The organism is Streptomyces sp. NPDC047869, from assembly GCF_040704065.1.
GTDB lineage: Bacteria > Actinomycetota > Actinomycetes > Streptomycetales > Streptomycetaceae > Streptomyces.
On record NZ_JBEYRK010000013.1, the window covers coordinates 44,628 to 66,046 of the forward strand.

At 72.9% G+C, this 21,419-nt stretch carries 23 protein-coding genes and 1 riboswitch; of the genes, 13 read left to right on the forward strand and 10 right to left on the reverse strand.

Translation table 11 applies throughout. The features are described from left to right. Window positions 1–16: 16 nt before the first annotated feature. The 8 genes from AB0924_RS18625 to AB0924_RS18660 all read right to left on the reverse strand — a co-directional run bounded on the left by AB0924_RS18625 (window position 17) and on the right by AB0924_RS18660 (window position 6,856). A complete protein-coding gene (locus tag AB0924_RS18625) occupies window positions 17–1,612 on the reverse strand; it encodes an alpha/beta hydrolase (RefSeq protein WP_358930101.1) in 1,596 nt (531 codons plus the stop codon). Between the two features lie 133 nt (window positions 1,613–1,745). Further along, the gene (locus tag AB0924_RS18630) at window positions 1,746–2,513 is read right to left on the reverse strand and encodes an urease accessory protein UreD (protein WP_358930099.1); all 768 of its coding nucleotides are present in this window, start codon (window positions 2,511–2,513) and stop codon (window positions 1,746–1,748) included. Further along, window positions 2,501–3,178: an urease accessory protein UreG gene (ureG, locus tag AB0924_RS18635; RefSeq protein WP_366911949.1), complete on the reverse strand. Its 678-nt coding sequence runs from the start codon at window positions 3,176–3,178 to the stop codon at window positions 2,501–2,503. The genes AB0924_RS18630 and ureG overlap by 13 nt, the downstream gene beginning before the upstream one ends. A gap of 76 nt (window positions 3,179–3,254) precedes the next feature. Further along, window positions 3,255–3,929 carry an urease accessory UreF family protein gene (locus tag AB0924_RS18640; RefSeq protein ID WP_366911950.1) on the reverse strand — a complete coding sequence of 225 codons (675 nt, stop codon included), beginning with the start codon at window positions 3,927–3,929 and terminating at the stop codon, window positions 3,255–3,257. Then, the gene (locus AB0924_RS18645; RefSeq protein WP_358930093.1) at window positions 3,929–5,650 is read right to left on the reverse strand and encodes an urease subunit alpha; all 1,722 of its coding nucleotides are present in this window, start codon (window positions 5,648–5,650) and stop codon (window positions 3,929–3,931) included. The genes AB0924_RS18640 and AB0924_RS18645 overlap by 1 nt, the downstream gene beginning before the upstream one ends. Next, complete coding sequence (locus AB0924_RS18650; protein ID WP_366911951.1) at window positions 5,643–5,954, reverse strand: urease subunit beta; 312 nt, start codon at window positions 5,952–5,954, stop codon at window positions 5,643–5,645. Before AB0924_RS18650 ends, AB0924_RS18645 begins: the two co-directional genes overlap by 8 nt. Before the next feature lie 11 nt (window positions 5,955–5,965). Further along, a complete protein-coding gene (locus tag AB0924_RS18655; RefSeq protein ID WP_358930089.1) occupies window positions 5,966–6,268 on the reverse strand; it encodes an urease subunit gamma in 303 nt (100 codons plus the stop codon). A gap of 309 nt (window positions 6,269–6,577) precedes the next feature. After that, entirely contained in the window at window positions 6,578–6,856 is a 279-nt protein-coding gene (locus AB0924_RS18660; protein WP_358930087.1) for a type II toxin-antitoxin system Phd/YefM family antitoxin, read from the reverse strand. An 86-nt stretch (window positions 6,857–6,942) separates the two neighbouring features. Here AB0924_RS18660 and AB0924_RS18665 point away from each other — a divergent pair, with 86 nt between their 5' ends. The 3 genes from AB0924_RS18665 (at window position 6,943) to AB0924_RS18675 (ending at window position 8,939) form a co-directional block, all read left to right on the forward strand. Beyond that, entirely contained in the window at window positions 6,943–7,581 is a 639-nt protein-coding gene (locus tag AB0924_RS18665) for an ATP-dependent Clp protease proteolytic subunit (protein ID WP_366911952.1), read from the forward strand. Between the two features lie 7 nt (window positions 7,582–7,588). Then, window positions 7,589–7,897: a hypothetical protein gene (locus AB0924_RS18670; RefSeq protein WP_366911953.1), complete on the forward strand. Its 309-nt coding sequence runs from the start codon at window positions 7,589–7,591 to the stop codon at window positions 7,895–7,897. Window positions 7,898–8,238: 341 nt separating this feature from the next. Beyond that, a riboswitch (cyclic di-AMP (ydaO/yuaA leader) is annotated at window positions 8,239–8,462 on the forward strand. Window positions 8,463–8,465: 3 nt separating this feature from the next. Further along, window positions 8,466–8,939 (forward strand): C40 family peptidase, encoded by a 474-nt coding sequence (locus AB0924_RS18675; RefSeq protein WP_358930081.1) that lies wholly within the window; start codon window positions 8,466–8,468, stop codon window positions 8,937–8,939. Window positions 8,940–9,131: 192 nt separating this feature from the next. On the opposite strand, the gene AB0924_RS18680 is transcribed toward AB0924_RS18675, so the two are convergent. After that, window positions 9,132–9,590 (reverse strand): ATP-binding protein, encoded by a 459-nt coding sequence (locus AB0924_RS18680; protein ID WP_358930079.1) that lies wholly within the window; start codon window positions 9,588–9,590, stop codon window positions 9,132–9,134. 211 nt (window positions 9,591–9,801) lie between these two features. On the opposite strand from AB0924_RS18680, the gene AB0924_RS18685 reads away from it, so the two are divergent. Next, window positions 9,802–10,662: a helix-turn-helix transcriptional regulator gene (locus AB0924_RS18685; RefSeq protein ID WP_358930077.1), complete on the forward strand. Its 861-nt coding sequence runs from the start codon at window positions 9,802–9,804 to the stop codon at window positions 10,660–10,662. A gap of 9 nt (window positions 10,663–10,671) precedes the next feature. After that, on the forward strand, window positions 10,672–10,896 hold the full coding sequence (locus AB0924_RS18690; protein WP_359549260.1) for a DUF397 domain-containing protein: 225 nt from the start codon (window positions 10,672–10,674) through the stop codon (window positions 10,894–10,896). Between the two features lie 95 nt (window positions 10,897–10,991). Here AB0924_RS18690 and AB0924_RS18695 read toward each other — a convergent pair whose 3' ends face one another. Continuing rightward, window positions 10,992–12,119: an 8-amino-7-oxononanoate synthase gene (locus AB0924_RS18695; RefSeq protein ID WP_358930073.1), complete on the reverse strand. Its 1,128-nt coding sequence runs from the start codon at window positions 12,117–12,119 to the stop codon at window positions 10,992–10,994. Between the two features lie 147 nt (window positions 12,120–12,266). Between AB0924_RS18695 and bioB the strand changes: the two genes are divergently transcribed. The 8 genes from bioB to AB0924_RS18735 all read left to right on the forward strand — a co-directional run bounded on the left by bioB (window position 12,267) and on the right by AB0924_RS18735 (window position 21,319). Further along, a complete protein-coding gene (bioB, locus tag AB0924_RS18700; protein WP_366911954.1) occupies window positions 12,267–13,493 on the forward strand; it encodes a biotin synthase BioB in 1,227 nt (408 codons plus the stop codon). Further along, window positions 13,486–14,775, forward strand: a complete 1,290-nt coding sequence (locus AB0924_RS18705) for an adenosylmethionine--8-amino-7-oxononanoate transaminase (protein WP_358930069.1) — start codon at window positions 13,486–13,488, stop codon at window positions 14,773–14,775. Before bioB ends, AB0924_RS18705 begins: the two co-directional genes overlap by 8 nt. A 1-nt stretch (window position 14,776) precedes the next feature. Further along, window positions 14,777–15,493: a dethiobiotin synthase gene (gene bioD / locus AB0924_RS18710; RefSeq protein WP_366911955.1), complete on the forward strand. Its 717-nt coding sequence runs from the start codon at window positions 14,777–14,779 to the stop codon at window positions 15,491–15,493. 107 nt (window positions 15,494–15,600) lie between these two features. Continuing rightward, window positions 15,601–16,293: a class I SAM-dependent methyltransferase gene (locus AB0924_RS18715; protein WP_358930065.1), complete on the forward strand. Its 693-nt coding sequence runs from the start codon at window positions 15,601–15,603 to the stop codon at window positions 16,291–16,293. A gap of 180 nt (window positions 16,294–16,473) precedes the next feature. Further along, window positions 16,474–17,286 carry an ABC transporter ATP-binding protein gene (locus tag AB0924_RS18720; RefSeq protein ID WP_366911956.1) on the forward strand — a complete coding sequence of 271 codons (813 nt, stop codon included), beginning with the start codon at window positions 16,474–16,476 and terminating at the stop codon, window positions 17,284–17,286. Between the two features lie 4 nt (window positions 17,287–17,290). Continuing rightward, complete coding sequence (locus AB0924_RS18725) at window positions 17,291–19,858, forward strand: ABC transporter permease (protein ID WP_366911957.1); 2,568 nt, start codon at window positions 17,291–17,293, stop codon at window positions 19,856–19,858. 103 nt (window positions 19,859–19,961) lie between these two features. Next, window positions 19,962–20,849: an LLM class F420-dependent oxidoreductase gene (locus AB0924_RS18730; protein WP_358930058.1), complete on the forward strand. Its 888-nt coding sequence runs from the start codon at window positions 19,962–19,964 to the stop codon at window positions 20,847–20,849. 44 nt (window positions 20,850–20,893) lie between these two features. After that, complete coding sequence (locus AB0924_RS18735) at window positions 20,894–21,319, forward strand: GNAT family N-acetyltransferase (protein WP_358930056.1); 426 nt, start codon at window positions 20,894–20,896, stop codon at window positions 21,317–21,319. Window positions 21,320–21,419: the final 100 nt, after the last annotated feature.

Here is a 21,419-nt window from a genome sequence, read left to right on the forward strand (position 1 = left end):
TCCGAACCGCCGCCGGTTACGGCTTGGGCGTGGCGTGCGGCGCGCAGGTCACGTCGGCGGAGTCCAGCTTGCCGCCGAGGAGATAGGCGTCGACCCGGTCGTTGATGCAGGGGTTGACCAGGCTGGTCACACCGTGGGAGCCCGCGTCCCGCTCGGTGATGAGACGGGAGCCCTTGAAGCGCTTGTGCAGTTCGACGGCGCCCTGGTAGGGGGTGGCGGCGTCATGCGTCGACTGGACGATCAGCACCTGCGGGAGACCGCGGTGGGTGCCCACCTCGACGGGCGTGTGCTGCTTGGCCGGCCAGGTGGCGCAGGGCAGGTTCATCCAGGCGTTGGCCCAGGTCATGAACGGGTGGTCCCGGTGGAGCCGGGTGTTGTCCCGGTCCCACTTGCTCCAGCTGGTGGGCCACTTGGCGTCGGCGCACTCGACGGCGGTGTAGACCGCGTTGCTGTTCTCCGAGGCGGCGTTGCCGGCCGTGTCCGCCATGTCGGGGGCGGCCGCGTCGACGAGGGCCTGGGTGTCACCGGCGACGTACTTGCTGAACACCGAGGCGACCGGCACCCACGAGGAGTCGTAGTACGGGGCGCTCTGGAAGAACGAGATCAGCTCGGCCGGGCCGACGACCCCGCCGAGCGGGCTCTTCTTGGCGGTGGCACGCAGCTCGAGCCACTTGGCCTGGACGGCGGCGCGGGTGGTGCCCAGGTGGAAGGCGGCGTCGTTGGCGGCGACCCAGTCCTCCCAGTCCTTCCAGCGGCCCTCGAAGGCGACGTCCTGGTCCAGGTTGGCCTGGTACCAGATGCTCCGCTTCGACGGGTTCACCACGCTGTCCACGACCATGCGGCGCAGGTGGCCCGGGAACAGGGTGCCGTAGACGGCGCCGAGGTAGGTGCCGTAGGAGACGCCGAGGTAGTTGAGCTTGCGCTCACCGAGCGCGGCGCGGACGACGTCCAGGTCGCGGGCGGTGTTCGGCGTGGTCATGTGCGGCAGCATCGTGCCGCTGTGCTCGGCGCAGCCCTGCGCGTACTCGCGGGCGAGCTTGCGCTGGGCGGTCTTGTCGGCCTCGGTGTCCGGCACCGGGTCGGCCTTGGGCGCCTTGACGAACTCCTGCGGGTCGACGCAGGAGATGGGCGCCGAGTGGCCGACGCCGCGCGGGTCGAAGCCGACGAAGTCGTAGGCCTTCGCCGCGTTCGCCCAGACGGCGCTCTTGGTGGTGACCCGGCGCGGGAAGCGCAGGCCGGAGCCACCGGGGCCGCCCGGGTTGTAGACGAGCGCGCCCTGGCGCTCCTTCTGGGTTCCGGTGTTGCCGATGCGGTCGACGGCGAGCTCGATCTGCTTGCCGTCGGGCTTGCTGTAGTCGAGCGGCACGGTGACCCAGCCGCACTGGATGGGCTTCTCCAGCCCCCAGTCGGCGGGGCAGTCCCGCCAGTCGATGCCGGCCTTGGCGGCGCGGGCGGCGGCGACCTCGGCGCCGACGGCCTCGCGGTCCCGTCCGTGACGGCTGTCGGCGCTGGCCGCGGGCGCCGACACCGCGCCGGCTATCAGGGTCGCCGTGACGAGCGCTCCGGCCGAACCGAGCGCCAGCAGGCGGCTCTTCGGTCTGTTGTCCCTCAAGTGGGCTCCCATTGCACATCGCTGCGAGTGGTCAGACGGGGATCCTCGCGGCTGTGAGCCACCTGAGAACAGAGGAGGCCGATCTTCTTTACCAATCCGATAAACGGATCAGTGCGTCTTCTGAGCGGAACAACTAGCTGAGCAGGGCGAGCGCCTCGTCGAGCAGCCGCCGTAGCCTCAGCGCGTCGGGGGCCACGGCACTGACGAGCACCGCCGGTCCGGCGAGCGGCATCAGCGCCGCGCTCTCCCCCAGTACCCGCGCGGCGGGCGGCCGCTCCGCGAACTCGGGCCGCACCAAGACCAGTTGCCCGACGGACCGGTGGCCGCCGAGCACGGCGGGGCCGTCCCAGCCGCCGGGTGCTCCGGGCCCGCAGCTCAGCTCCTGGTCCAGCAGGGTCCGGCCGGCGAGCCGCACGGTGAGCCGGCTGGTCAGCCGTCCGGGCTCCTCTCCGGCCCGCCCGAGCACCTGCTCCTCGCGCAGCACGAGCCGTGCCCCGGTGGCGAGTTCGACCCGGGTGGTGACGTGCAGGTCGCTGCCCCCGGCTGAAATGAGCTGTTCCGGCAGCCAGTTGAGCTCGGCGCCCTCGGCGACGTCGAGCCGTACGTCGTACCGTGCCTCGCCCTTGTGCTGGCCCGGCAGCGCGATGGTGGCGGCGGCCGAGCCGACGCGCAGCCGGGCGCCCTCGGCGACCCGTGCCCGTACCCGGAAGCGGTCGCCGCCGAGCGGGCCGCTCATCGCGCCGACGACCATCACCCGCGCCTCGTCGCCGCTCGCCCGGACACGGCGCAGCGCGAGCGGACCCTCGCCGTCCAGTACGGGCAGGGCGGTGCCGCCCCGTCCGTCGCTCCGGGCGACGATCCGCGCGTCCGCCCGGACCCCGGCCCCCGTCACGCCGTCCACGCGGCCAGCCGCTCCCGCACCCACGCGGCCACGTCCGAGACTCCCGCGTCGTCTCGCAACGACTGCAGGACCACCGGGAGTTCGGCCCGCTGCGCCTTGGCGTCCGCGGCCATCCGGGCCAGGTCGGAGCCGACGTACGGTGCCAGGTCGGTCTTGTTGACGACGAGCAGGTCGGCGGTGGTGACGCCGGGTCCGCCCTTGCGCGGGATGTCGTCGCCGCCGGCCACGTCGATCACGAAGATCTGCGCGTCGACGAGTCCCCTGGAGAAGGTGGCGGTGAGGTTGTCCCCGCCGGACTCCACGAGGATCAGGTCCAGCGGCCCGACCGCGTCCTCCAGGTCCTCCACCGCCTCCAGGTTGGCGGAGATGTCGTCGCGGATCGCGGTGTGCGGGCAGGCGCCGGTCTCCACTGCGGTGATCCGCTCGGGCGGCAGCACGGCCTCCCGGAGCAGAAACTCGGCGTCCTCACGGGTGTAGATGTCGTTGGTGACGACGGCCAGGGACCACTCCTCGCGCAGGGCCCGGCAGAGCGCGGCGACGGTGGCGGTCTTCCCGGACCCGACGGGACCGCCGAGCCCGATGCGCAGGGCACGCCGGGCCCCGTCGGGCCGGTGGGCGTCGGCGCTCACGGCGGAGGGGCCGTGGTGGGTGTGGTCGAGGTGCATGTACGACTCCTGTCCGGGGTGCCGTGACCGGGGGCGGTGCCCCTGTCGGACGGCAGAGGCTGCGGGTGGCGGTTTTTCAGGACGCGAACAGCCGCACGGGCCAGGCCGCATGCCATTCGGCACCGGCCTCCAGCAGCGGTCCCGACCCGGCCGGCAGCGCGTCGGTCCCCTCCTCGGGGACTCTCCGCGCGGCCGCCACCGCGCGGTCCACGACCCGGTCCAGCTCCGGCGCCAGCCGCGCCAGTACACCGGTCGCGTCGAACGGGTCGAGGCTCAGCAGCCGCACCGTCGCCGTCGCCGGCCCGCTGACGCTCTCGTACGCCGCGCAGTACGCCGCGTCCCCGGGTTCGAGACCGGCCGCGCGGGCGGCGAGGCCGAGCACCACCGGCTGATGTGCTCCCTTGGGGAACTCCCGTGCCAGCGCGTCGAGTTCATCGCACGGCCAGCAGGACCGGGCGGCCCGCAGCAACTGCCGGCCGAGTCGCCGCGCGGCCACGCGCAGCGCGGGTGAGGGCGTGCGGGCGTCCGCGGCCGCGTCCAGCTCCCGCGGCTCGGCGCCCAGGGCGGCGGCCGCCGCGAGCGCGCCCGCGACCAGCCCGGCGGTGTGCAGCCGTCCGCGGCAGAAGTCCTCCAGGCTCGCGGCGCAGGCGATCCGGCCCGCCTTGACGGCGGCCTCCGCCCCGCCGGAGTGCGCGTGCCCTCCGGCGGGAAACCGGCCGTCCGCCAGGACGAGCAGTGCTGCCCTGGACATCAGAAGAGGAAGTAGCGCTGGGCCATGGGCAGTTCCGCGGCCGGCGTCGCCTCGACCAGCTCACCGTCGATGTGCACGGCGAAGCTGTCCGGATCGACCCGCACCCGCGGTCGCGCGTCGTTCTCCCGCATGTCGGCCTTGGTGACCGACCGCGTCGAGTCGATGGCGACGAGCCGCTTGCCGAGCCCGAGCCGCTCCGGCAGCCCGTCCTCGACGGCGAGCGGTGCCACGAAGTTGAACGAGTTCCCCGCCGGCGCCCGTCCGATCGCCCCGTACATCGGGCGGGGCAGGACGGGCTGCGGGGTGGGGATGGAGGCGTTGGCGTCGCCCATCTGCGCGTACGCGATCTGGCCGCCCTTGATGACGAGGAGCGGTTTGACGCCGAAGAACGCCGGCTCCCACAGCACCAGGTCGGCGAGCTTGCCGGTCTCCACCGACCCGATCTCCCGGGCGAGTCCCTGGGCGAGCGCCGGGTTGATCGTGTACTTGGCGACGTAGCGCCGCACCCGGTGGTTGTCAGCCCGGCCGTCGCCGGGCAGCGCGCCGCGCCGCCGCTTCATGACGTGGGCGGTCTGCCAGGTGCGCAGGACGACCTCGCCGACCCGGCCCATGGCCTGCGAGTCCGAGGAGATGATGGATATCGCCCCCAGGTCGTGCAGGACGTCCTCGGCGCCGATGGTGGAGGGCCGGATACGGGACTCGGCGAAGGCCAGGTCCTCCGGGACCGCCGGGTTCAGGTGGTGGCAGACCATCAGCATGTCGAGGTGTTCCTCGGCGGTGTTGACGGTGAAGGGCCGGGTCGGGTTCGTCGAACTCGGCAGCACGTGCGGCTCGGAGACGACCGTCATGATGTCCGGCGCGTGCCCGCCGCCCGCGCCCTCGGTGTGGTACGCGTGGATGCCCCGCCCGGCGATCGCGGCGAGCGTGTCGCCGACGAATCCGGCCTCGTTCAGGGTGTCGGTGTGGATGGCGACCTGGACGCCGGTCCGGTCGGCCACGGTCAGCGAGGCGTCGATGACGGCCGGGGTGGAACCCCAGTCCTCGTGCAGTTTGAGCCCGAGGGCGCCGCCGCGGACCTGGGAGAGCATCGCCTCGTGCGAGACGGTGTTGCCCTTGCCCAGCAGGCCGATGTTGAGCGGGTACTGCTCCATCGCCGCGAACATCCGGGCCAGGTGCCAGGGGCCGGGCGTCACGGTGGTCGCCTTGGAGCCCTCGGCGGGGCCGGTGCCGCCGCCGACCAGGGTGGTGATGCCGGCGGCCAGCGCCTCGTCGGCGATCTGCGGGCAGATGAAGTGCACATGGGCGTCGATCGCGCCGGCGGTGAGGATCCGTCCGTTGCCGGCGATGATCTCGGTCTCCGGGCCGATCACCAGATCGGGGTGGACGCCGTCCATGGTGTCCGGGTTGCCGGCCTTGCCGATACCGGTGATCCGGCCGTCGCGGATGCCGACGTCGGCCTTGACGACGCCCCAGTGGTCGACGACGACCACTCCGGTGATGACGGTGTCGGGGGTGCCCTCGGCGCGGGTGGCCCGGGACTGGCCCATGGACTCGCGGATGACCTTGCCACCGCCGAAGACCGCCTCGTCCCCGGCGAGTCCGGGCCCGCCGGAGCGGTCCTCCTCGATCTCGATCAGCAGATCGGTGTCGGCCAGCCGGACGCGGTCGCCGGTGGTGGGGCCGAACAGGTCGGCGTACGCGGCACGGGAGATCTCAGGCATCCAGGGCACCTCCGGTCGCGCCGCGCAGCCCGGGCACGATCCGGGCGCCGGCCAGGGGCACGAGTTCCACGTCGACGGGGATGCCGGGCTCGAAGCGCACGGCGGTGCCGGCGGCGACGTTCAGCCGCCTGCCGTGCGCGGCGACGCGGTCGAACTCCAGGCCGGGGTTGGCCTCGGCGAAGTGGTAGTGGGAGCCGACCTGGACCGGCCGGTCGGCGGCGTTGAGGACGGTGAGCCGGGTGACCTCGCGCCCCTCGTTGCAGACGACGGGGCCGTCCGCGAACAGGACTTCTCCGGGGATCATCGCGGGCCCCCTCAGACGATCGGCTCGTGCACGGTGACGAGCTTGGTGCCGTCGGGGAAGGTGGCCTCGACCTGGACATCGTGGATCATCTCCGCGATGCCGTCCATGACGTCGTCCCGAGTGAGGAGCTTCCGGCCGGACGACATCAGCTCGGCGACGGTACGGCCGTCCCGGGCGCCCTCGAGGATGTGCGACGTGATGAGGGCGACCGCCTCGGGGTGGTTGAGCTTCAGTCCGCGGGCCCGGCGCTTCTCGGCGACGTCCGCCGCCACGTGGATCAGCAGCCGCTCTTGCTCGTGCGGGGTCAGTTGCACGTCCCACCTCACAGTCCTCGCTCCGGACCGTGCGGGGTCCGGTTGCCGCAGCCACCGCGACGGGGACAGATGTAACACACGGACAAATTGCCCCGATGGTGATCAACGCGGGCAGAAAAACCCCTGGTGGCGTGGAGCGGCAGGCTAGTTCGCCGGAGTTTCAGCGACGTTAACCAGCCTTTGATCAGCCCATGAGCACTCGATCGGCCCCTCCATACGCGGACGCCGACGGGCCCTCGGCGCGCCGGAGCTAGGGCTGTTGCGAAAGTGGCCGCCCTTCGGGCGACGAGGCCACTTTCGCAGCAGACCCTAGGAGACGCCGGGCCCCCGGTGCTCGGCGGCGATGCCGAACCGCTGCCGCTCCCGGGCCGCGGGCGCGGCCTCGCGCACCTTGGACACGGAGCTGACGATCTCCTCCCCGTCCGGCTCCTCCAGGGCGTCCAGGCGCTCCAGATCGGCGGCCGAGACCAGGGCGACGAGCGGCTTGCCGTGCCGCGTCACGACGACGCGCTCGCCGCCGTACACCACCCGGTTGATCAGGTCGGCGAACTCAGCCCTGGCTTGCGTCACCGGAATCTCGTAGGCCATGCCCCCATCATAACGTCACGTACTTCCTGTACATTTTGTACAGACGCGGGGCCGCTGGAGGCCCCGTCGCGAGGAGGGGTACGTCCATGGCACGACCGTCCGCCCGCCACGTCCTGCCCGAGTTCACCGAGCGCACGGACACGGGCCGGGACCGCACGCTCGATCCCTACTCGAAGCTGTTCGAGAACCGGGTCGTCTTCCTCGGGTCAGCTCTCGACGACGCCGCGGCGACCGATGTGATCAGCCAGTTCATGCAACTCGAACACACCGCGCCGGACCGGGACATCACGCTGTACCTCAACTGCCCGGGCGGCTCGTTCGGCGCCATGACCGCCGTCTACGACACGATGCGCTACGTCCGCTGCGACGTGGAGACCTACTGCCTGGGCCAGGCCGCCTCCGCCGCCGCGGTCCTGCTCGCGGCCGGCGCCCCGGGCAAGCGCTTCATCCTGCCGGGCGCGCGCGTGGTGCTCGAGCAGCCCGCGCTGCCCGAACCGGCCCAGGGACAGCCGAGCGACCTCCTCATCCAGGCCGGGGAGCTGACCCGGATGCGGGCGCTGATGGAGGAGATGCTGGTCCGGCACACCGGGCGCACGCCGGAGCAGGTCGGCCAGGACCTGGAGCGGGATCTGGTGCTGGACGCGCGGGGCGCGCTGGCGTACGGACTGGTGGACGGTGTCGTCCCGAGCCGCAAGACCGCCCCCGGCGCCGAGCGGGCGGAGTGACCCGCCGATGCTGCCGCCGGAGCTTCCGCCGCTGCCCGCGCTGACCAGGGCCGAGGGCGAGCTGATCGACCGTTACCTGGAGGCGGTCGACCTGCTCGGCCGGATCAACCCGGCGCGGCCGGGAGACACCTACAGCGGGCTGCGCGCGGCGCAGGCCCTGGTGCGCAAGGCGGCCGAGCTGCGCGACGCGCTCGCCCTGATGCACCGGCGGGGCGAGGCGGAGCTGCACGGGGACACGCTGGCACGGGCGCTGCGGGTGCTCGACGGTGAGCGCCGTACCGCGCGCGTCGTGCTCCCGCCCGATTGCGTGGGCTGACCCGGACGCCGGTTCCCGCGCCGGGTGGACCCGATCGTCGACGGTCCGCCCGGCGTGGAGTTGAAACGGCCCGAACGACGTACCCCCGGCCGGAGTATCTCCAGGCTGTTTTTCTGACCCTCCGACTTGCGCGATCGGCGGATCAAGGACGTGCGCGGAGGTGCTTCTTCCCAGGTCCGGGGCTACGTCCGGGAGTTGACGGCAACTCGAACAGAGCAGTGTCCACCCGAACGGGTGAGTGGTGAGTAACGCCACAAATCCCCGGTTCCGTTGGGATTTTCGGACACCTGTGAGTGAAGATCCCTGTCTGACGACAAGCCCCCGCCACCGCGGCGGGGCGATCCGTGCGGACGCCGAGTCCTGCCGCCGCCCGGATGACCGGTCGACAGGAGTGGATCGGCAGGAGTGGAGGACCCAGGCAAGACGGGTCGCCGGGACGGACGTTCGTCGCAGACGGACGGTCGTGCCGAGCAGCCCTTGGGGTGAAGCCGCGGCAACGCGGCCGGGCCACTTCGCCAGCCCGAATCCGACAGGTCATCCTTCACAGGCGGCTGACGAAGGGTTGCGCATGACTGCGCTGAATCGTGTCCCGTCGATGATGGCCCGGGCCGGTACGGCCTCGGCTCTTACGCTTGCAGCGGTGGGCGGCTCCATCGCCGTGCCCGGCCTGGCCGGCGAGGCCTCGGCCGCCACGCTGGCGACGAAGGCTCTGCACATCGCCGCCTCCAAGAAGGGCTCCCCTTACCAGTACGGGGCAACCGGTCCGCGCCGATTCGACTGCTCGGGTCTGACGCTCTACTCGTTCAAGAAGGCGGGCAAGAAGCTGCCGCGTACGGCAGCCCAGCAGTACAACCGGACCCGGCATATTTCCGCCGGCCACCGCAGGGCCGGTGACCTGGTCTTCTTCCACTCTGGATCCAGCGTTTACCACGTCGGCATCTACGCCGGGAAGGGCAAGATCTGGCACGCCCCGAAGACCGGGGCCGTGGTGCGGCTCGAGAAGATCTGGACACGGAGCGTCTGGTACGGCCGGGTCAGCTGACCCCGCCCCGCCCCTGGAGCGGCTCCAGCAGCAGGGCCGCTCCCCCTGACCGTCGGCGCCGTCCCGGTGCCCGCCTGAAGCACGCGGGCGGCCCCGGGGCGGCGCGGCCGCGTCCGGCTCCGTGGCGAGCCGCCGGGGCGGCCGCAGGGCCGCGCGCCGGGCCGTGGTCCCCCGGCTTCCGCAGTTCCTCTTCTAGGGTTCCTGCTGCCCGGCCGCCGTGAGCTGCTCCCCCTGGGGGGTCCACGGCAGTTCGATCGACACCGTCTTGCCGCCCTCGCGGGTGGGGCGGACGCGGAGTCTGCCGCCGCACTCGGCGGTGAGCCAGCGGATGATGACCATGCCGCGCCCGTTGTCCTGCTGGACGGCGGCGGGCAGTCTCTTCGGAAAGCGCGGATGGCTGTCCGTGACGCCGATGCGCAGGTGTTCGTCACGGTCCAGCGCGATGTCGACCGTGAAGGTGGGTGACTGACCGAAGGTGTGCTGCACGGCGTTGGTGGCGAGTTCGGAGACGATGAGTCGCACGGTGTCGGCCACGTCGGTGTCCGACGGCAGGCCCCACTCCGCGAGGGTGCCCACCACGTAGGAACGGGCCGCGGAGACCGAGGCGGGATCGCTCGGCAGAGTGACGGATGCTTCCAGGTGGTCTGCCATGGCGACGTCGTCCCTTTCCCACGGGACCGCAGTCCGACGAGGAGCGGATGGTTCGAGTACGGTCCCGGACTGGTGCTTCTTCGCCAGACTGCCATCACCGGGCCGGTCAGGGGAGCGATCCACCAAGATATGCATATATCTGTCGCCCGAAGCGGTGAACTCTGCGACGCGAGACCGTATCCGGGCGGCCCGGAAGGAGTAAGGAGTTCCCATGCAGAACGGTCCCGCGGTGCGGCGCCGCAAGCTGGGCGCCGAACTGCGTGCGCTGCGCACCGGGGCCGGGCTCACCAGTGGCGAGGCGGCCCTTCTGGTGGGCTGGCACCAGTCGAAGGTGAGCCGCATCGAGACCGGCGCCAGTGGGGTGAGGCCGGCGGACGTGCGGTTACTCCTCGACGCCTACGACGTCCGGGACCGGCAACTGCGCGACATGCTCCTGATGTTGACGGGCTCGGGGGACGCGGGCGGCCGCAACCGCTGGTGGCACGCGTACCGGGGCGTCCTGCCGCCCACCTACCGCGACTTCATCAGTCTGGAGTCGCAGGCGAGCGGGATGCGCACCCTGGAGACCACGGTGGTTCCCGGCCTTCTGCAGACGCCGGAATACGCTCGCGCGGTGACCCGGGCAGCGGTGGAGGGAGTGGACGAGGAGCGGCTGGACGCCCTGGTGGAGGTGCGGCTGGCGAGGCAGGACGTGCTCCGGTCCGAGCCGCCGCTGGAGCTGACCGCGGTACTGGACGAGGCGGTGCTCAGGCGGGAGGTCGGCGGCCCCGAGGTGATGGCGCGGCAACTGGAACGGCTGATGGAGGCCGCCCGGCTGCCCCAAGTGCGGCTCCAGGTACTGCCGTTCGCGGCGGGGGCGCATGTCGGCCTCACCGGGCCTTTCGTTATCTTCTCATTTCCGCGCACTTCTGATCTGGACGTGGTTGTTCTCGACCAGTTGACGAGTAGCCTCTACCTGGAACGGAAAGAAGACCTCATGGCCTACGCCGAGGCCTTCGACACCCTTCAGTTCCACGCCCTTTCACCCGAGGAATCGTTGGACTACATCGCCGGGATAGGTGACGGCGCGTAAGGAGGCACCATGACAGCACTGCCTCGGAACGTCCCAGCCAGTACCGATCTGCACGACGTGCGGTGGCTGCGCAGCAGCTACAGCACCGGAGCGAACAACTGCGTGGAGACGGCCCGGCCGCACTCCGGCCCGTGGGCCGGACTGCTCGCCGTGCGCGACTCCAAGGCTCCGGCCGGACCCGCGCTGCTCTTCTCCCCCGGGAGCTGGGCGGGCTTCGTGGCAACGCTCCGGTGACCGGGTCGAACCCGACCTGACCACCGGCCGGCGGGCCGACCCCTACTGATCAGATCCGATCACTTTCGCCAGACGTGCGGCCGTGTCACGCCGACTCATGGTCGCGCCTCGCGAATCACACGTACAGCGCGTTCGATCTCGGCCCCGGAGAGGTCCGCACGGGCGGTCAGCCGCAGCCGCGAGATGCCGTCGGGCACGGAAGGAGGACGGAAGCAGCCCACGGCCAGGCCTGCCGTACGGCAGTCGGCCGCCCAGCGCACGGCCTGCTCCGGGGACGGAGCCCGCACGGAGACCACCGCGGCGTCCGGTCGTACCGCCTCCAGACCCGCGGCGGTCAGCCGTGCGTGCAGTTCGGCGGCGACCGCGCGGGCCCGTTCCGCCCGCGACGGCTCGCGCCGCAGCAGCCTCAGCGCCGCGAGCGCGGCGCCCACGGCCGCGGGGGCGAGACCGGTGTCGAAGATGAACGTGCGGGCGGCGTTGACCAGGTGGGCGACGACCCGGGCCGGCCCCAGCACCACACCGCCCTGGCTGCCGAGCGACTTCGACAGTGTCGCCGTGACGACCACGTCCGCGGCGCCCGCGAGCCCGGCGGCGTACGGGGCGCCCCGGCCGCCGTCGCCCAGCACCCCGAGCCCGTGCGCGTCGTCCAGGACCAGGCCCGCGCCGTGCTCACGGCACGCCTCGGCCAGGGCGGCCAGCGGTGCCGCGTCGCCGTCGACGGAGAACACCGTGTCGGAGACGGCGATCGCCGGTCCCGGGTGCGTGCCCAGCGCCTTGCCCACGGCCTCCGGGTCGGCGTGCCCGACCACCTGGGTGTTGCCCCGGGCGAGCCGGCAGCCGTCGATGAGCGAGGCGTGGTTGCCCGCGTCGGACACGATCAGGGACCCGTGCGGGCCGAGCGCGGTGACCGCGGCCAGGTTGGCGGCGTAGCCGGAGGAGAAGACCAGGGCCGCCTCGAAGCCGCAGAAGTCCGCCAGTTCCCGCTCGAGCTCGGTGTGCAGCTCGGTGGTACCGGTGACCAGCCGGGAACCGGTGGACCCGCCGCCCCAGGTCCGGGCGGCCCCGGCCGCTCCCTCGGCGACCTCGGGATGGTGGGCGAGACCCAGGTAGTCGTTGCTCGCCAGGTCCAGCAGCGGCGAGTCGGCCGGGCGCGGGCGCAGGGTCCGTACGAGTCCGGCGCGACGGCGCGCCTCGGCCTGCTCGTCGATCCAGCCGAACGCCATGGGTCCTCCGGGGCTTTTGTAGGTAGCGGACAGACACTAGCCGTACGGCCCTCCACCCAGGGTGTGGCAATACCCACACGGTGAACCGTCTCCGTTGTGCAAACTCTCCTTGGCCCGAGGCGGTCCCGTAGGACAGGATCGTGCCTCATGGACCTGCTGAACACGCTGGTGGACAAGGGGCTTCGGCGCGAGTCGCCGACCCGCGACGAGGCTCTCGCCGTGCTCGCCACCTCCGACGACGACCTGCTCGATGTGGTGGCCGCGGCCGGCAAGGTGCGCCGGCACTGGTTCGGCCGGCGCGTGAAACTCAACTATCTGGTCAACCTCAAGTCCGGCCTGTGCCCTGAGGACTGCTCCTACTGCTCCCAGCGGCTCGGCTCCACCGCCGGCATCCTCAAGTACACCTGGCTGAAGCCCGGCGAGGCCTCCGAGGCCGCCGCCGCGGGCCTCGCGGGCGGCGCCAAGCGGGTCTGCCTGGTGGCGTCCGGGCGCGGCCCCACGGACCGGGACGTGGACCGGGTCTCCGAGACCATCCGGACCATCAAGGACCAGCACGAGAACGTCGAGGTGTGCGCCTGTCTCGGCCTGCTCTCCGACGGCCAGGCCGAACGGCTGCGCGAGGCGGGCGCGGACGCCTACAACCACAACCTGAACACCTCCGAGGCCACGTACGGGGACATCACCACCACCCACACGTACGCCGACCGGGTGGACACGGTGAACAAGGCGCACGCCGCCGGGCTGTCCGCCTGCTCCGGGCTGATCGCCGGTATGGGCGAGAGCGACGAGGACCTGGTGGACGTCGTCTTCTCGCTGCGCGAGCTCGACCCGGACTCCGTTCCGGTGAACTTCCTGATCCCGTTCGAGGGGACCCCGCTCGGCAAGGAGTGGAACCTCACCCCGCAGCGCTGTCTGCGCATCCTCGCCATGGTGCGCTTCGTCTGCCCGGACGCCGAGGTGCGCATCGCGGGCGGCCGCGAGGTCCACCTGCGCACCATGCAGCCCCTGGCCCTGAACCTGGCCAACTCCATCTTCCTGGGCGACTACCTGACCAGTGAGGGCCAGGCGGGCAAGGCCGACCTGGAGATGATCGCGGACGCCGGGTTCGAGGTGGAGGGCGCCGAGCAGGTGACCCTGCCCGAGCACCGGGCGGCGGCCGCCGCCGGCGGCTGCGGCTCCCACGGAAGCGCCGGGTGCGGGTCGGGTGCGGAGGCGGGCTGCGGTTCGCACGCGGAGGCGGGCTGCGGTTCGCACGAGGGCGGCGGTGTCTGCGGTACGGCGTCCGCACCGGAGCCCGCGGCGAACGAGGCGCGCACCGACCTGGTCGCCGTGCGCCGCCGGGGCGCCGGAACGGATCTCGCGCCCAATGCCTGACCTGCCCGGCCTGAGCGTGCCCGAGCTGCTGGAGCTGGACCGGCGGCATGTGTGGCATCCGTACGGTCCGATGCCCGGGCGCGCCGAACCGCTCGTCGTGGAGTCGGCGAGCGGGGTCAGACTGCGCCCGGCCGACGGCTCGGGCGAGCTGGTCGACGGCATGTCCTCGTGGTGGTCGGCGATCCACGGCTACAACCACCCCGTCCTCAACGAGGCGGCCCGTGAGCAGCTCGGGCGGATGAGCCACGTCATGTTCGGCGGGCTCACGCACGAGCCCGCCGTCCGGCTGGCGAAGCTCCTTGTCGACATGTCTCCAGAGGGGCTCGAGCATGTGTTCCTCGCCGACTCCGGCTCGGTGTCGGTCGAGGTCGCGGTGAAGATGTGCCTGCAGTACTGGCGTTCGCTCGGCCGCCCGGCCAAGCAGCGGCTGCTGACCTGGCGCGGCGGCTACCACGGGGACACCTGGAACCCGATGTCGGTGTGCGACCCCGACGGCGGGATGCACGACCTGTGGACCGGTGTGCTGCCGCGTCAGGTGTTCGCGGACGCTCCGCCGGCCGAGTACGAGGAGCCGTACGCACTGCGGTTGCGTGAGCTGATCGGGCGGCACGCCGACGAGCTGGCCGCGGTGATCGTGGAGCCGGTGGTGCAGGGGGCCGGCGGGATGCGGTTCCACTCCCCCGCGTATCTGCGGGTGCTGCGCGAGGCGTGCGACGAGCACGGCGTGCTGCTGGTGTTCGACGAGATCGCCACCGGATTCGGGCGCACCGGCGCGCTGTTCGCGGCGGACCACGCGGGCGTAACCCCGGACGTGATGTGCGTGGGCAAGGCGCTGACCGGCGGCTATCTCACCATGGCGGCCACGCTGTGCACGGCGCGGGTGGCGGACGGCATCTCGCGGGGCGAGGTGCCGGTGCTCGCCCACGGCCCGACGTTCATGGGCAACCCGCTGGCGGCGGCCGTGGCCTGTGCCTCGATCGGCCTGCTGCTCGGGCAGGACTGGCGGGCGGAGGTCCGGCGGATCGAGGCGGGCCTGCGGGCGGGCCTGGCACCGGCCGCCGCGCTGCCGAGGGTGAAGGACGTCCGCGTCCTGGGCGCCATCGGCGTGGTGCAGCTCGACCACGAGGTCGACATGACCGCGGCCACCCGGGCCGCCGTGCGGGAGGGCGTGTGGCTGCGCCCGTTCCGCGACCTGGTCTACACGATGCCGCCGTACGTCACCTCGGACGAGGACGTGGCACGGATCGCGCGCGCGGTGTGCGCCGCGGCGCGGGAGGGTTGAGATGCCGGTACTGGTGATCACGGGGACGGGCACGGAGGTCGGCAAGACCGTCACGACCGCGGCCGTCGCCGCCACGGCGCTCGCGGCCGGGCGTTCGGTGGCGGTGCTGAAGGCCGCGCAGACGGGCGTACGGCCGGACGAGCGCGGCGACGCGGACGAGGTGGCCCGGCTGGCCGGGCCGGTCACGGCCGCCGAACTGGCCCGCTTCCCCGAGCCGTTGGCGCCGGGTACGGCGGCCCGGCGGGCCCGGATGGCTCCGGTGCATCCGCACGAGGTCGCCGAGGCGGCGGCCAAGCTGGCCACCGAGCACGATCTGGTGCTGGTCGAGGGGGCGGGCGGGCTGCTCGTCCGGTTCGACGCGGCGGGCGGAACCCTGGCCGACACGGCCCGGCTGCTGAACGCGCCGGTGCTGGTCGTCGCCTCGGCCGGCCTCGGCACGCTCAACACCACCGAGCTGACGGCACGTGAACTGCGGGCCCGCGAGCTGGATCTCGCCGGGGTCGTGATCGGGAGCTGGCCCGACGACCCTGACCTGGCCTGCCGCTGCAACGTCGTGGACCTGCCGGAGGTCGCGGGCGCCCCGCTGCTCGGCGCGCTGCCCGCCGGGGCGGGCGCGCTGCCGCCCGCCGCGTTCCGGGCCGCCGCGCCGGGCTGGCTGGCCGGGCGGCTGGACGGGACATGGGACGCGGAGGCGTTCCGCATCCGGCAGGCGCCCTGAGTGACGGCCCCGCACGCCTCGGCCGCCGCTCATGACCTTGGACGCGGCGGGGGTGTGCCGGGGCTCCCCGGGGGACAATCACCCTAGGCCCTGCCCGGGAGGTTGCCATGCGGTTGTCGTCGGCCGGTTCCGGCACGGTGGCGCGGAGTTCCGTCCACCACCCGCTCTTCGCCCGTTACTACGCCCGGCTCAGCGTGGGCGCCGAGACCCGGCTCGGGATGGCCCGGATACGTGAGCGGCTGCTCGCCGGGCTGTCCGGGCGGGTGATCGAGATCGGTGCCGGGAACGGGCTGAACTTCGGCCACTACCCCAGGGAGGTCGCGGAGGTCGTCGCGATCGAACCCGAGCCGCTGCTGCGGAAGCTGGCCCTGGAGTCGGCCCTGCGCGCCCAGGTGCCGGTCGACGTGGTGCCGGGAGTCGCGGAGGCGCTGCCGGTGAAGAGCGAGGCCTTCGACGCGGCCGTGCTGTCGCTGGTGCTGTGCAGTGTGCGGGACGTGGCACGGGCGCTGGGCGAAGTGCGGCGGGTGCTCAGACCGGGTGGCGAGGTGCGGTTCTTCGAGCACGGCCGAGGCGGCGGCCGGATGATGGTGCTGACCCAGCGCACCCTGGACCGCACGCTCTGGCCGGCCCTGAGCGGTGGCTGCCACCTGGCCCGTGACCCGGTCGCCGGGCTGCGTGACGCCGGGTTCGAACTCGGGCCGCAGCGGCGGGTGCTGCTGCCGGAGCGGGGACCGAGGCTGCCCACGTCGTACTGCGCGCTGGGCACGGCCTGGCGGCCCGGGGAACCGGCCGAGCGCTGACCGCCGCGGGCCGCCCCGGCACCGGGCGCCCGCACTCGCGGTTGCGGGCGCGCTGGGCCGTCCCGGGGACGGTGTCCCTTACACGGTGTGCGTGTCGTCGGTCCCTGGAGGGATACCGACTGTGGGGCCGGTCACACTAGGCTCGGTCGGAACGAGGGAGTCGACGACCGGGAGGCGGTCTTGTCCACACCTGCTGCGGAGCACGCGCCGGGCCTGACGCCGGACGGCGGGATCGCGGCCCGCGCGCGCGGCCTGACCAAGGCGTACGGCTCGGGCGAGACCGCGGTGCTCGCCCTCGACTCGGTGGACGTGGACATCGCCCGCGGCCGCTTCACCGCCGTGATGGGCCCCTCGGGCTCCGGGAAATCCACACTGATGCACTGCCTGGCGGGCCTGGACAACGTGTCCGCCGGTCAGGTCTGGCTCGGCGCCACCGAGATCACCGGTATGAAGGACCGGGAGCTGACCCGGCTCCGGCGGGACCGGATCGGCTTCATGTTCCAGTCGTTCAACCTGATCCCGACGCTGACCGCGGCCGAGAACATCACGCTGCCCGTGGACATCGCGGGCCGCAGGCCCGACCAGGCCTGGCTGGACCAGGTCATCGACACCCTCGGTCTGCGCGGGCGCCTGTCCCACCGGCCCGCGCAGCTCTCGGGCGGTCAGCAGCAGCGGGTGGCGTGCGCGCGGGCGCTGGCCTCCCGGCCCGAGCTGATCTTCGCCGACGAGCCGACGGGCAACCTGGACTCGCGGGCCGGGCTGGAGGTGCTGGGCTTCCTGCGCAGCGCCGTGGACGACCTCGGACAGACGGTCGTCATGGTCACCCATGACCCGGGCGCGGCCGCCCACTCCGACCTGGTCCTCTTCCTCGGCGACGGGCGGATCGTGGACGAGATGGCGCGGCCGACGGCGGACGCGGTGCTGGAGCGCATGAAAGCGTTCGACGTGGTGCGGGGACGGCTCGGCGACGACGTCACCGCCCACGAGGGCTGACCCGGTGCTCAGGGCGACCCTGCGCGGTTTCCTCGCCCACAAGGGCCGGCTGGCGCTGTCCGCGCTGGCCGTCGTCCTGTCCGTGGCGTTCGTCGCGGGCAGTCTGATCTTCTCCGACACCGTCGGCCGCACCTTCGACCAGCTCTTCGCCTCCACCGCCGCCGATGTGACCGTGGAACCGAAGGAGGACCTGAAGTCCGCCGTGCCCGGAGGCGTGGTCCGGACCCTCCCCTCGGAGCTGACGGACCGGATCTCGAAGGTGGACGGGGTCGCCGCCGTGTACGCGGACGTCTCGGTGCGGAACGTGGTGGTGGTCGACAGCCGCAACCGGTCCGTCGGGCCGACCACCGGCGCCCCGACCGTCGCCGGCTCCTGGTACGCCGCCCGGCGCAGCCCGGTGAAGCTGACCTCCGGTCACGCCCCGCACGGCGCGGGGGAGGTGCTGCTCGACGCGGACACCGCCGGCGAGAAGCACGTACGGATCGGCGACACGCTGACGGTGCAGGCGCAGCCGGGTTCGTTCCCGGTCCGGGTCGTCGGCATCGCCACGTTCACCACCACCAATCCGGGTGCCGCCCGGGTGTTCCTGGACCCCGCGGTGGCCGGCCGCGTGCTGCTCGGCTCCGCCGGCCGGGCCACCGGCGTCTCGGTGGACGCGGCGAAGGGCGTGACCGACACGGAGCTCAAGCACCGCGTCGGCGCGGCGATCGGCACCGGGACGTACGACCTGAGGACCGCGGACGAGCAGGCCAAGTCGGCCGCGGCCGACCTCGGCGGCTTCCTCGACGTGATCAAGTACGTGATGCTGGGCTTCGCCGGCATCGCCGTGCTCGTCGGCGTCTTCCTGATCGTCAACACCTTCTCCATGCTGATCGCCCAGCGCACCCGCGAACTGGGGCTGCTGCGGGCGCTGGGCGCGGACCGGCGGCAGGTGCGGCGGTCGGTGCTCACGGAGGCGGCGCTGCTGGGAGTGGTGGGCTCCACGCTCGGCCTCGCCGCCGGGATCGGCCTGGCGTTCGGCCTCATCCGGCTGATGGCCGCGTTCGGGATGAACCTGAAGGCCACCGAGATGGTGATCGGCTGGGGCACCCCGGTCGCCGCGTACGTGGTCGGTGTCGGCGTCACCTTCGTAGCCGCGTACCTGCCCGCGCGGCGGGCGGCGGCCGTCTCCCCGATGGCGGCGCTGGCGGACGCCGAGGTCGCCGGCGTGGGCAGGCCGCTGCGGACCCGGGCGATCGCCGGCGCCGTGGTCGGGGCGGCCGGTGCGGCCGCGCTGGCCGGCTGCGCCGCGGCCACGCGGACCACCCCGGCGTCCTCGTTGCTCGGCCTCGGCGTGGTGCTGACGCTGGTCGCCACCGTGATCGCGGGCCCGCTGCTGGTCCGGCCCGTGATCCGGGTCCTCGGCGGAGCCTTCCCCGCGCTGTTCGGGCCGGTCGGCCGGATGAGTCAGCGCAACGCGCTGCGCAACCCGCGCCGCACCGGTGCCACCGCCGCCGCGCTGATGGTGGGTCTGGCGCTGGTCGGCGGCATGTCCGTGGCGAGCGCGTCGATGTCGGCGTCGTTCGACCGGCAGATCGACAGGACGCTCGGCGCCGACTTCATCGTGCAGGGAACCGAGTTCAGGCCGTTCAACAAGGACGTCACGGACGCCGTGACCGGTACCCGGGGCGCCGGGCTGGTCGTACGGCAGCGGATCGCCCCGATCGCCCTGCGGCTGCCCGACGGCAGGCGCGTCCAGACCACGGCCGCCGGGTACGGCCCCCGGCTCGACGACGTCGCCCACCTCACCTACGCCCGGGGCGGCTCGCCCGCGGCGCTGGCGGCGGGGCACCTCGCCCTCGACGCCGGCTTCGCCCGGGGCCACCGGGTGCGGATCGGCACCGTGCTCCCCGTCGAGTTCCAGGGCGGCCGCCGGGCGGAACTGACGGTCGGGGCCCTCACCGACCAGGAGGGATCGCAGGCCTTCGGTTCGCAGGGCGGTGTCTTCCTCGGCCTCGCGACGCTCCAGAAGCACGTGCCGGACGGCCAGGACTCCGCGCTCTACGTCAACGCGGCCCCCGGCACCGGCGCCCAGGAGCTGCGCTCGGCTCTGGAGCGGTCGCTCAAGCCGTTCCCGCAGGTCCAGGTGCGCGACCAGGCCGACTACAAGAAGCTCGTGCACGACCAGATCGCGGTGCTGCTGTACCTCGTGTACGCGCTGCTCGGGCTCGCCATCGTCATCGCGGTGCTCGGCGTGGTCAACACCCTCGCCCTGTCGGTGGTGGAGCGCACCCGGGAGATCGGGCTGCTGCGCGCGATCGGGCTGGGCCGGCGGCAACTGCGCCGGATGATCCGGCTGGAGTCGGTGGTGATCGCGGTGTTCGGGGCGGTACTGGGACTGGGGCTCGGTCTGGTGTGGGGTGTCTGCATGCAGCGGGTGCTGGCCCTGCAGGGCATGACCGCGCTCGCCATTCCGTGGGGCACCGTCGTCGCGGTCGTGATCGGCGCGGCGGTGGTCGGCATCGTGGCGGCCCTGCTGCCGGCGCTGCGGGCGTCCCGGATGAACGTGCTGGCGGCGATCGCGCACGAGTGACGCCGGTCGCCTCCGCGGGACGGCACGGGCTTCCGCGAGGCGCCGCGGAGGCGTGATGGAATCGTGGCGCCAGGCTCAAGTCACCTGCTGACGAGGAGAGTCCATGCCGCGCCCGTTCCGCTTCGGGGTCAATCTGCTCACGCCCTCGCCCGCCGCCGAGTGGCGGGCCTCGTGCCGCCGTGCCGAGGAGCTGGGGTACGACGTGATCCTGGTCCCCGACCACCTCGGCATGGTCGCGCCGTTCCCGGCGCTGGTGGCGGCCGCCGAGGCGACCGAGCGGCCGCGCCTCGGCACCTTCGTGCTCAACGCGGGTTTCTGGAACTCCGCGCTGCTGGCCCGCGAGGTCGCGACCACCGACGCGCTGACCGGCGGCCGGCTCGAACTCGGCCTCGGCACGGGCTACGTCGAGGCCGAGCACGAGACGGCCGGGCTGCCGTACGGCTCCCCGCGCGAGCGGGTGGACCATCTGCGGCGCACGGTCGTGGAGCTGGACCGGCTGCTCGGCTCGCAGGAGCACCGGCCGAAGCCCGAGCAACGCGGGGTGCCCCTGCTGATCGGCGCCAACGGGGATCGGATGCTGCGGCTGACCGCCGAACACGCGGACATCGCGGCGTTCACCGGAGCCCGGCCCGGTCGCACCGCCGGGACGCTTCAGCCGCTGACGGCCGAGGAGCTGGACGAGCGGGTGGCCCGGTACCGGGAGCACGCGGCGGGCCGGCCCGAGGAGGCGGAGCTGAACCTGCTCATCCAGATCGTCGCCGTCACCGACGATCCCGAGCCCGTCCTGGGGCCCCTGCTCGAACGCCAGCCGCAGCTCACCCTGGAGGCGGCGCTGGCCCTGCCCATCGTGCTGGTCGGCCCGCTCGATCACCTCGTGGAGCGGGTGCGGGCGCAGCGGGAGCGGTTCGGGTTCTCGTATCTGACGGTCCTGGAGCCGTCGATGGAGGAGTTCGCCCCGGTGCTGGCCCGGTTGCGCGAGGAGTCCGCATGATGGAATTCCGGGGCGGAAAACTCTTCGCGTGATGGGGTCTTCGCATGATCGGACTCCGACTGCGCCCCGCCCTGCCCGCCGACCTGGACGCCGTCCTCGCGTTCTGGCGGACGGCCGCCGAGGGCACCAGCATCAGTGACGACCGCGAGGGGATGGAGCGGCTGGTCGCCCGCGATCCCGGGGCGCTGATCCTCGCCGAGGCGGAGGGCGGGCTGGTCGGCACGGTGATCGCGGGCTTCGACGGCTGGCGCTGCCATCTGTACCGGCTCGCGGTGTGTCCCGGACGGCGGCGGCAGGGCATCGGCTCGGCGCTGCTGGCCGCCGCCGAGGAGCGGTTCGCGGCGCTCGGCGGGCGGCGCGCGGACGCGATGGTGCTGGTCCGCAACGAGAGCGCGCACCACGCGTGGCGGGCCGCCGGGTACGGGCCCGAGGAGCGGTGGCGGCGCTGGGTGAAGCCGCTCACGGACTGATCCCGGGCCGCTCACGGACCGGATCCTGCCGCCGCACGGACCGGCGTCCCGCCGTTCACCGACCGAATCCACAGGACTCTTTGCCCATCCTTTACCATTG

Excerpts from the sequence above, each read along its gene's own strand:
- ureG (WP_366911949.1), bottom strand. The coding sequence starts at position 3,178 with ATGCACCTCGACCACACCCACCACGGCCCCTCCGCCGTGAGCGCCGAC.
- AB0924_RS18640 (WP_366911950.1), bottom strand. The coding sequence starts at position 3,929 with ATGTCCAGGGCAGCACTGCTCGTCCTGGCGGACGGCCGGTTTCCCGCC.
- AB0924_RS18645 (WP_358930093.1), bottom strand. The coding sequence starts at position 5,650 with ATGCCTGAGATCTCCCGTGCCGCGTACGCCGACCTGTTCGGCCCCACC.
- AB0924_RS18650 (WP_366911951.1), bottom strand. The coding sequence starts at position 5,954 with ATGATCCCCGGAGAAGTCCTGTTCGCGGACGGCCCCGTCGTCTGCAAC.
- AB0924_RS18660 (WP_358930087.1), bottom strand. The coding sequence starts at position 6,856 with ATGGCCTACGAGATTCCGGTGACGCAAGCCAGGGCTGAGTTCGCCGAC.
- AB0924_RS18665 (WP_366911952.1), top strand. The coding sequence starts at position 6,943 with ATGGCACGACCGTCCGCCCGCCACGTCCTGCCCGAGTTCACCGAGCGC.
- AB0924_RS18670 (WP_366911953.1), top strand. The coding sequence starts at position 7,589 with ATGCTGCCGCCGGAGCTTCCGCCGCTGCCCGCGCTGACCAGGGCCGAG.
- AB0924_RS18675 (WP_358930081.1), top strand. The coding sequence starts at position 8,466 with ATGACTGCGCTGAATCGTGTCCCGTCGATGATGGCCCGGGCCGGTACG.
- AB0924_RS18680 (WP_358930079.1), bottom strand. The coding sequence starts at position 9,590 with ATGGCAGACCACCTGGAAGCATCCGTCACTCTGCCGAGCGATCCCGCC.
- AB0924_RS18685 (WP_358930077.1), top strand. The coding sequence starts at position 9,802 with ATGCAGAACGGTCCCGCGGTGCGGCGCCGCAAGCTGGGCGCCGAACTG.
- AB0924_RS18690 (WP_359549260.1), top strand. The coding sequence starts at position 10,672 with ATGACAGCACTGCCTCGGAACGTCCCAGCCAGTACCGATCTGCACGAC.
- AB0924_RS18695 (WP_358930073.1), bottom strand. The coding sequence starts at position 12,119 with ATGGCGTTCGGCTGGATCGACGAGCAGGCCGAGGCGCGCCGTCGCGCC.
- bioB (WP_366911954.1), top strand. The coding sequence starts at position 12,267 with ATGGACCTGCTGAACACGCTGGTGGACAAGGGGCTTCGGCGCGAGTCG.
- AB0924_RS18705 (WP_358930069.1), top strand. The coding sequence starts at position 13,486 with ATGCCTGACCTGCCCGGCCTGAGCGTGCCCGAGCTGCTGGAGCTGGAC.
- bioD (WP_366911955.1), top strand. The coding sequence starts at position 14,777 with ATGCCGGTACTGGTGATCACGGGGACGGGCACGGAGGTCGGCAAGACC.
- AB0924_RS18715 (WP_358930065.1), top strand. The coding sequence starts at position 15,601 with ATGCGGTTGTCGTCGGCCGGTTCCGGCACGGTGGCGCGGAGTTCCGTC.
- AB0924_RS18730 (WP_358930058.1), top strand. The coding sequence starts at position 19,962 with ATGCCGCGCCCGTTCCGCTTCGGGGTCAATCTGCTCACGCCCTCGCCC.
- AB0924_RS18735 (WP_358930056.1), top strand. The coding sequence starts at position 20,894 with ATGATCGGACTCCGACTGCGCCCCGCCCTGCCCGCCGACCTGGACGCC.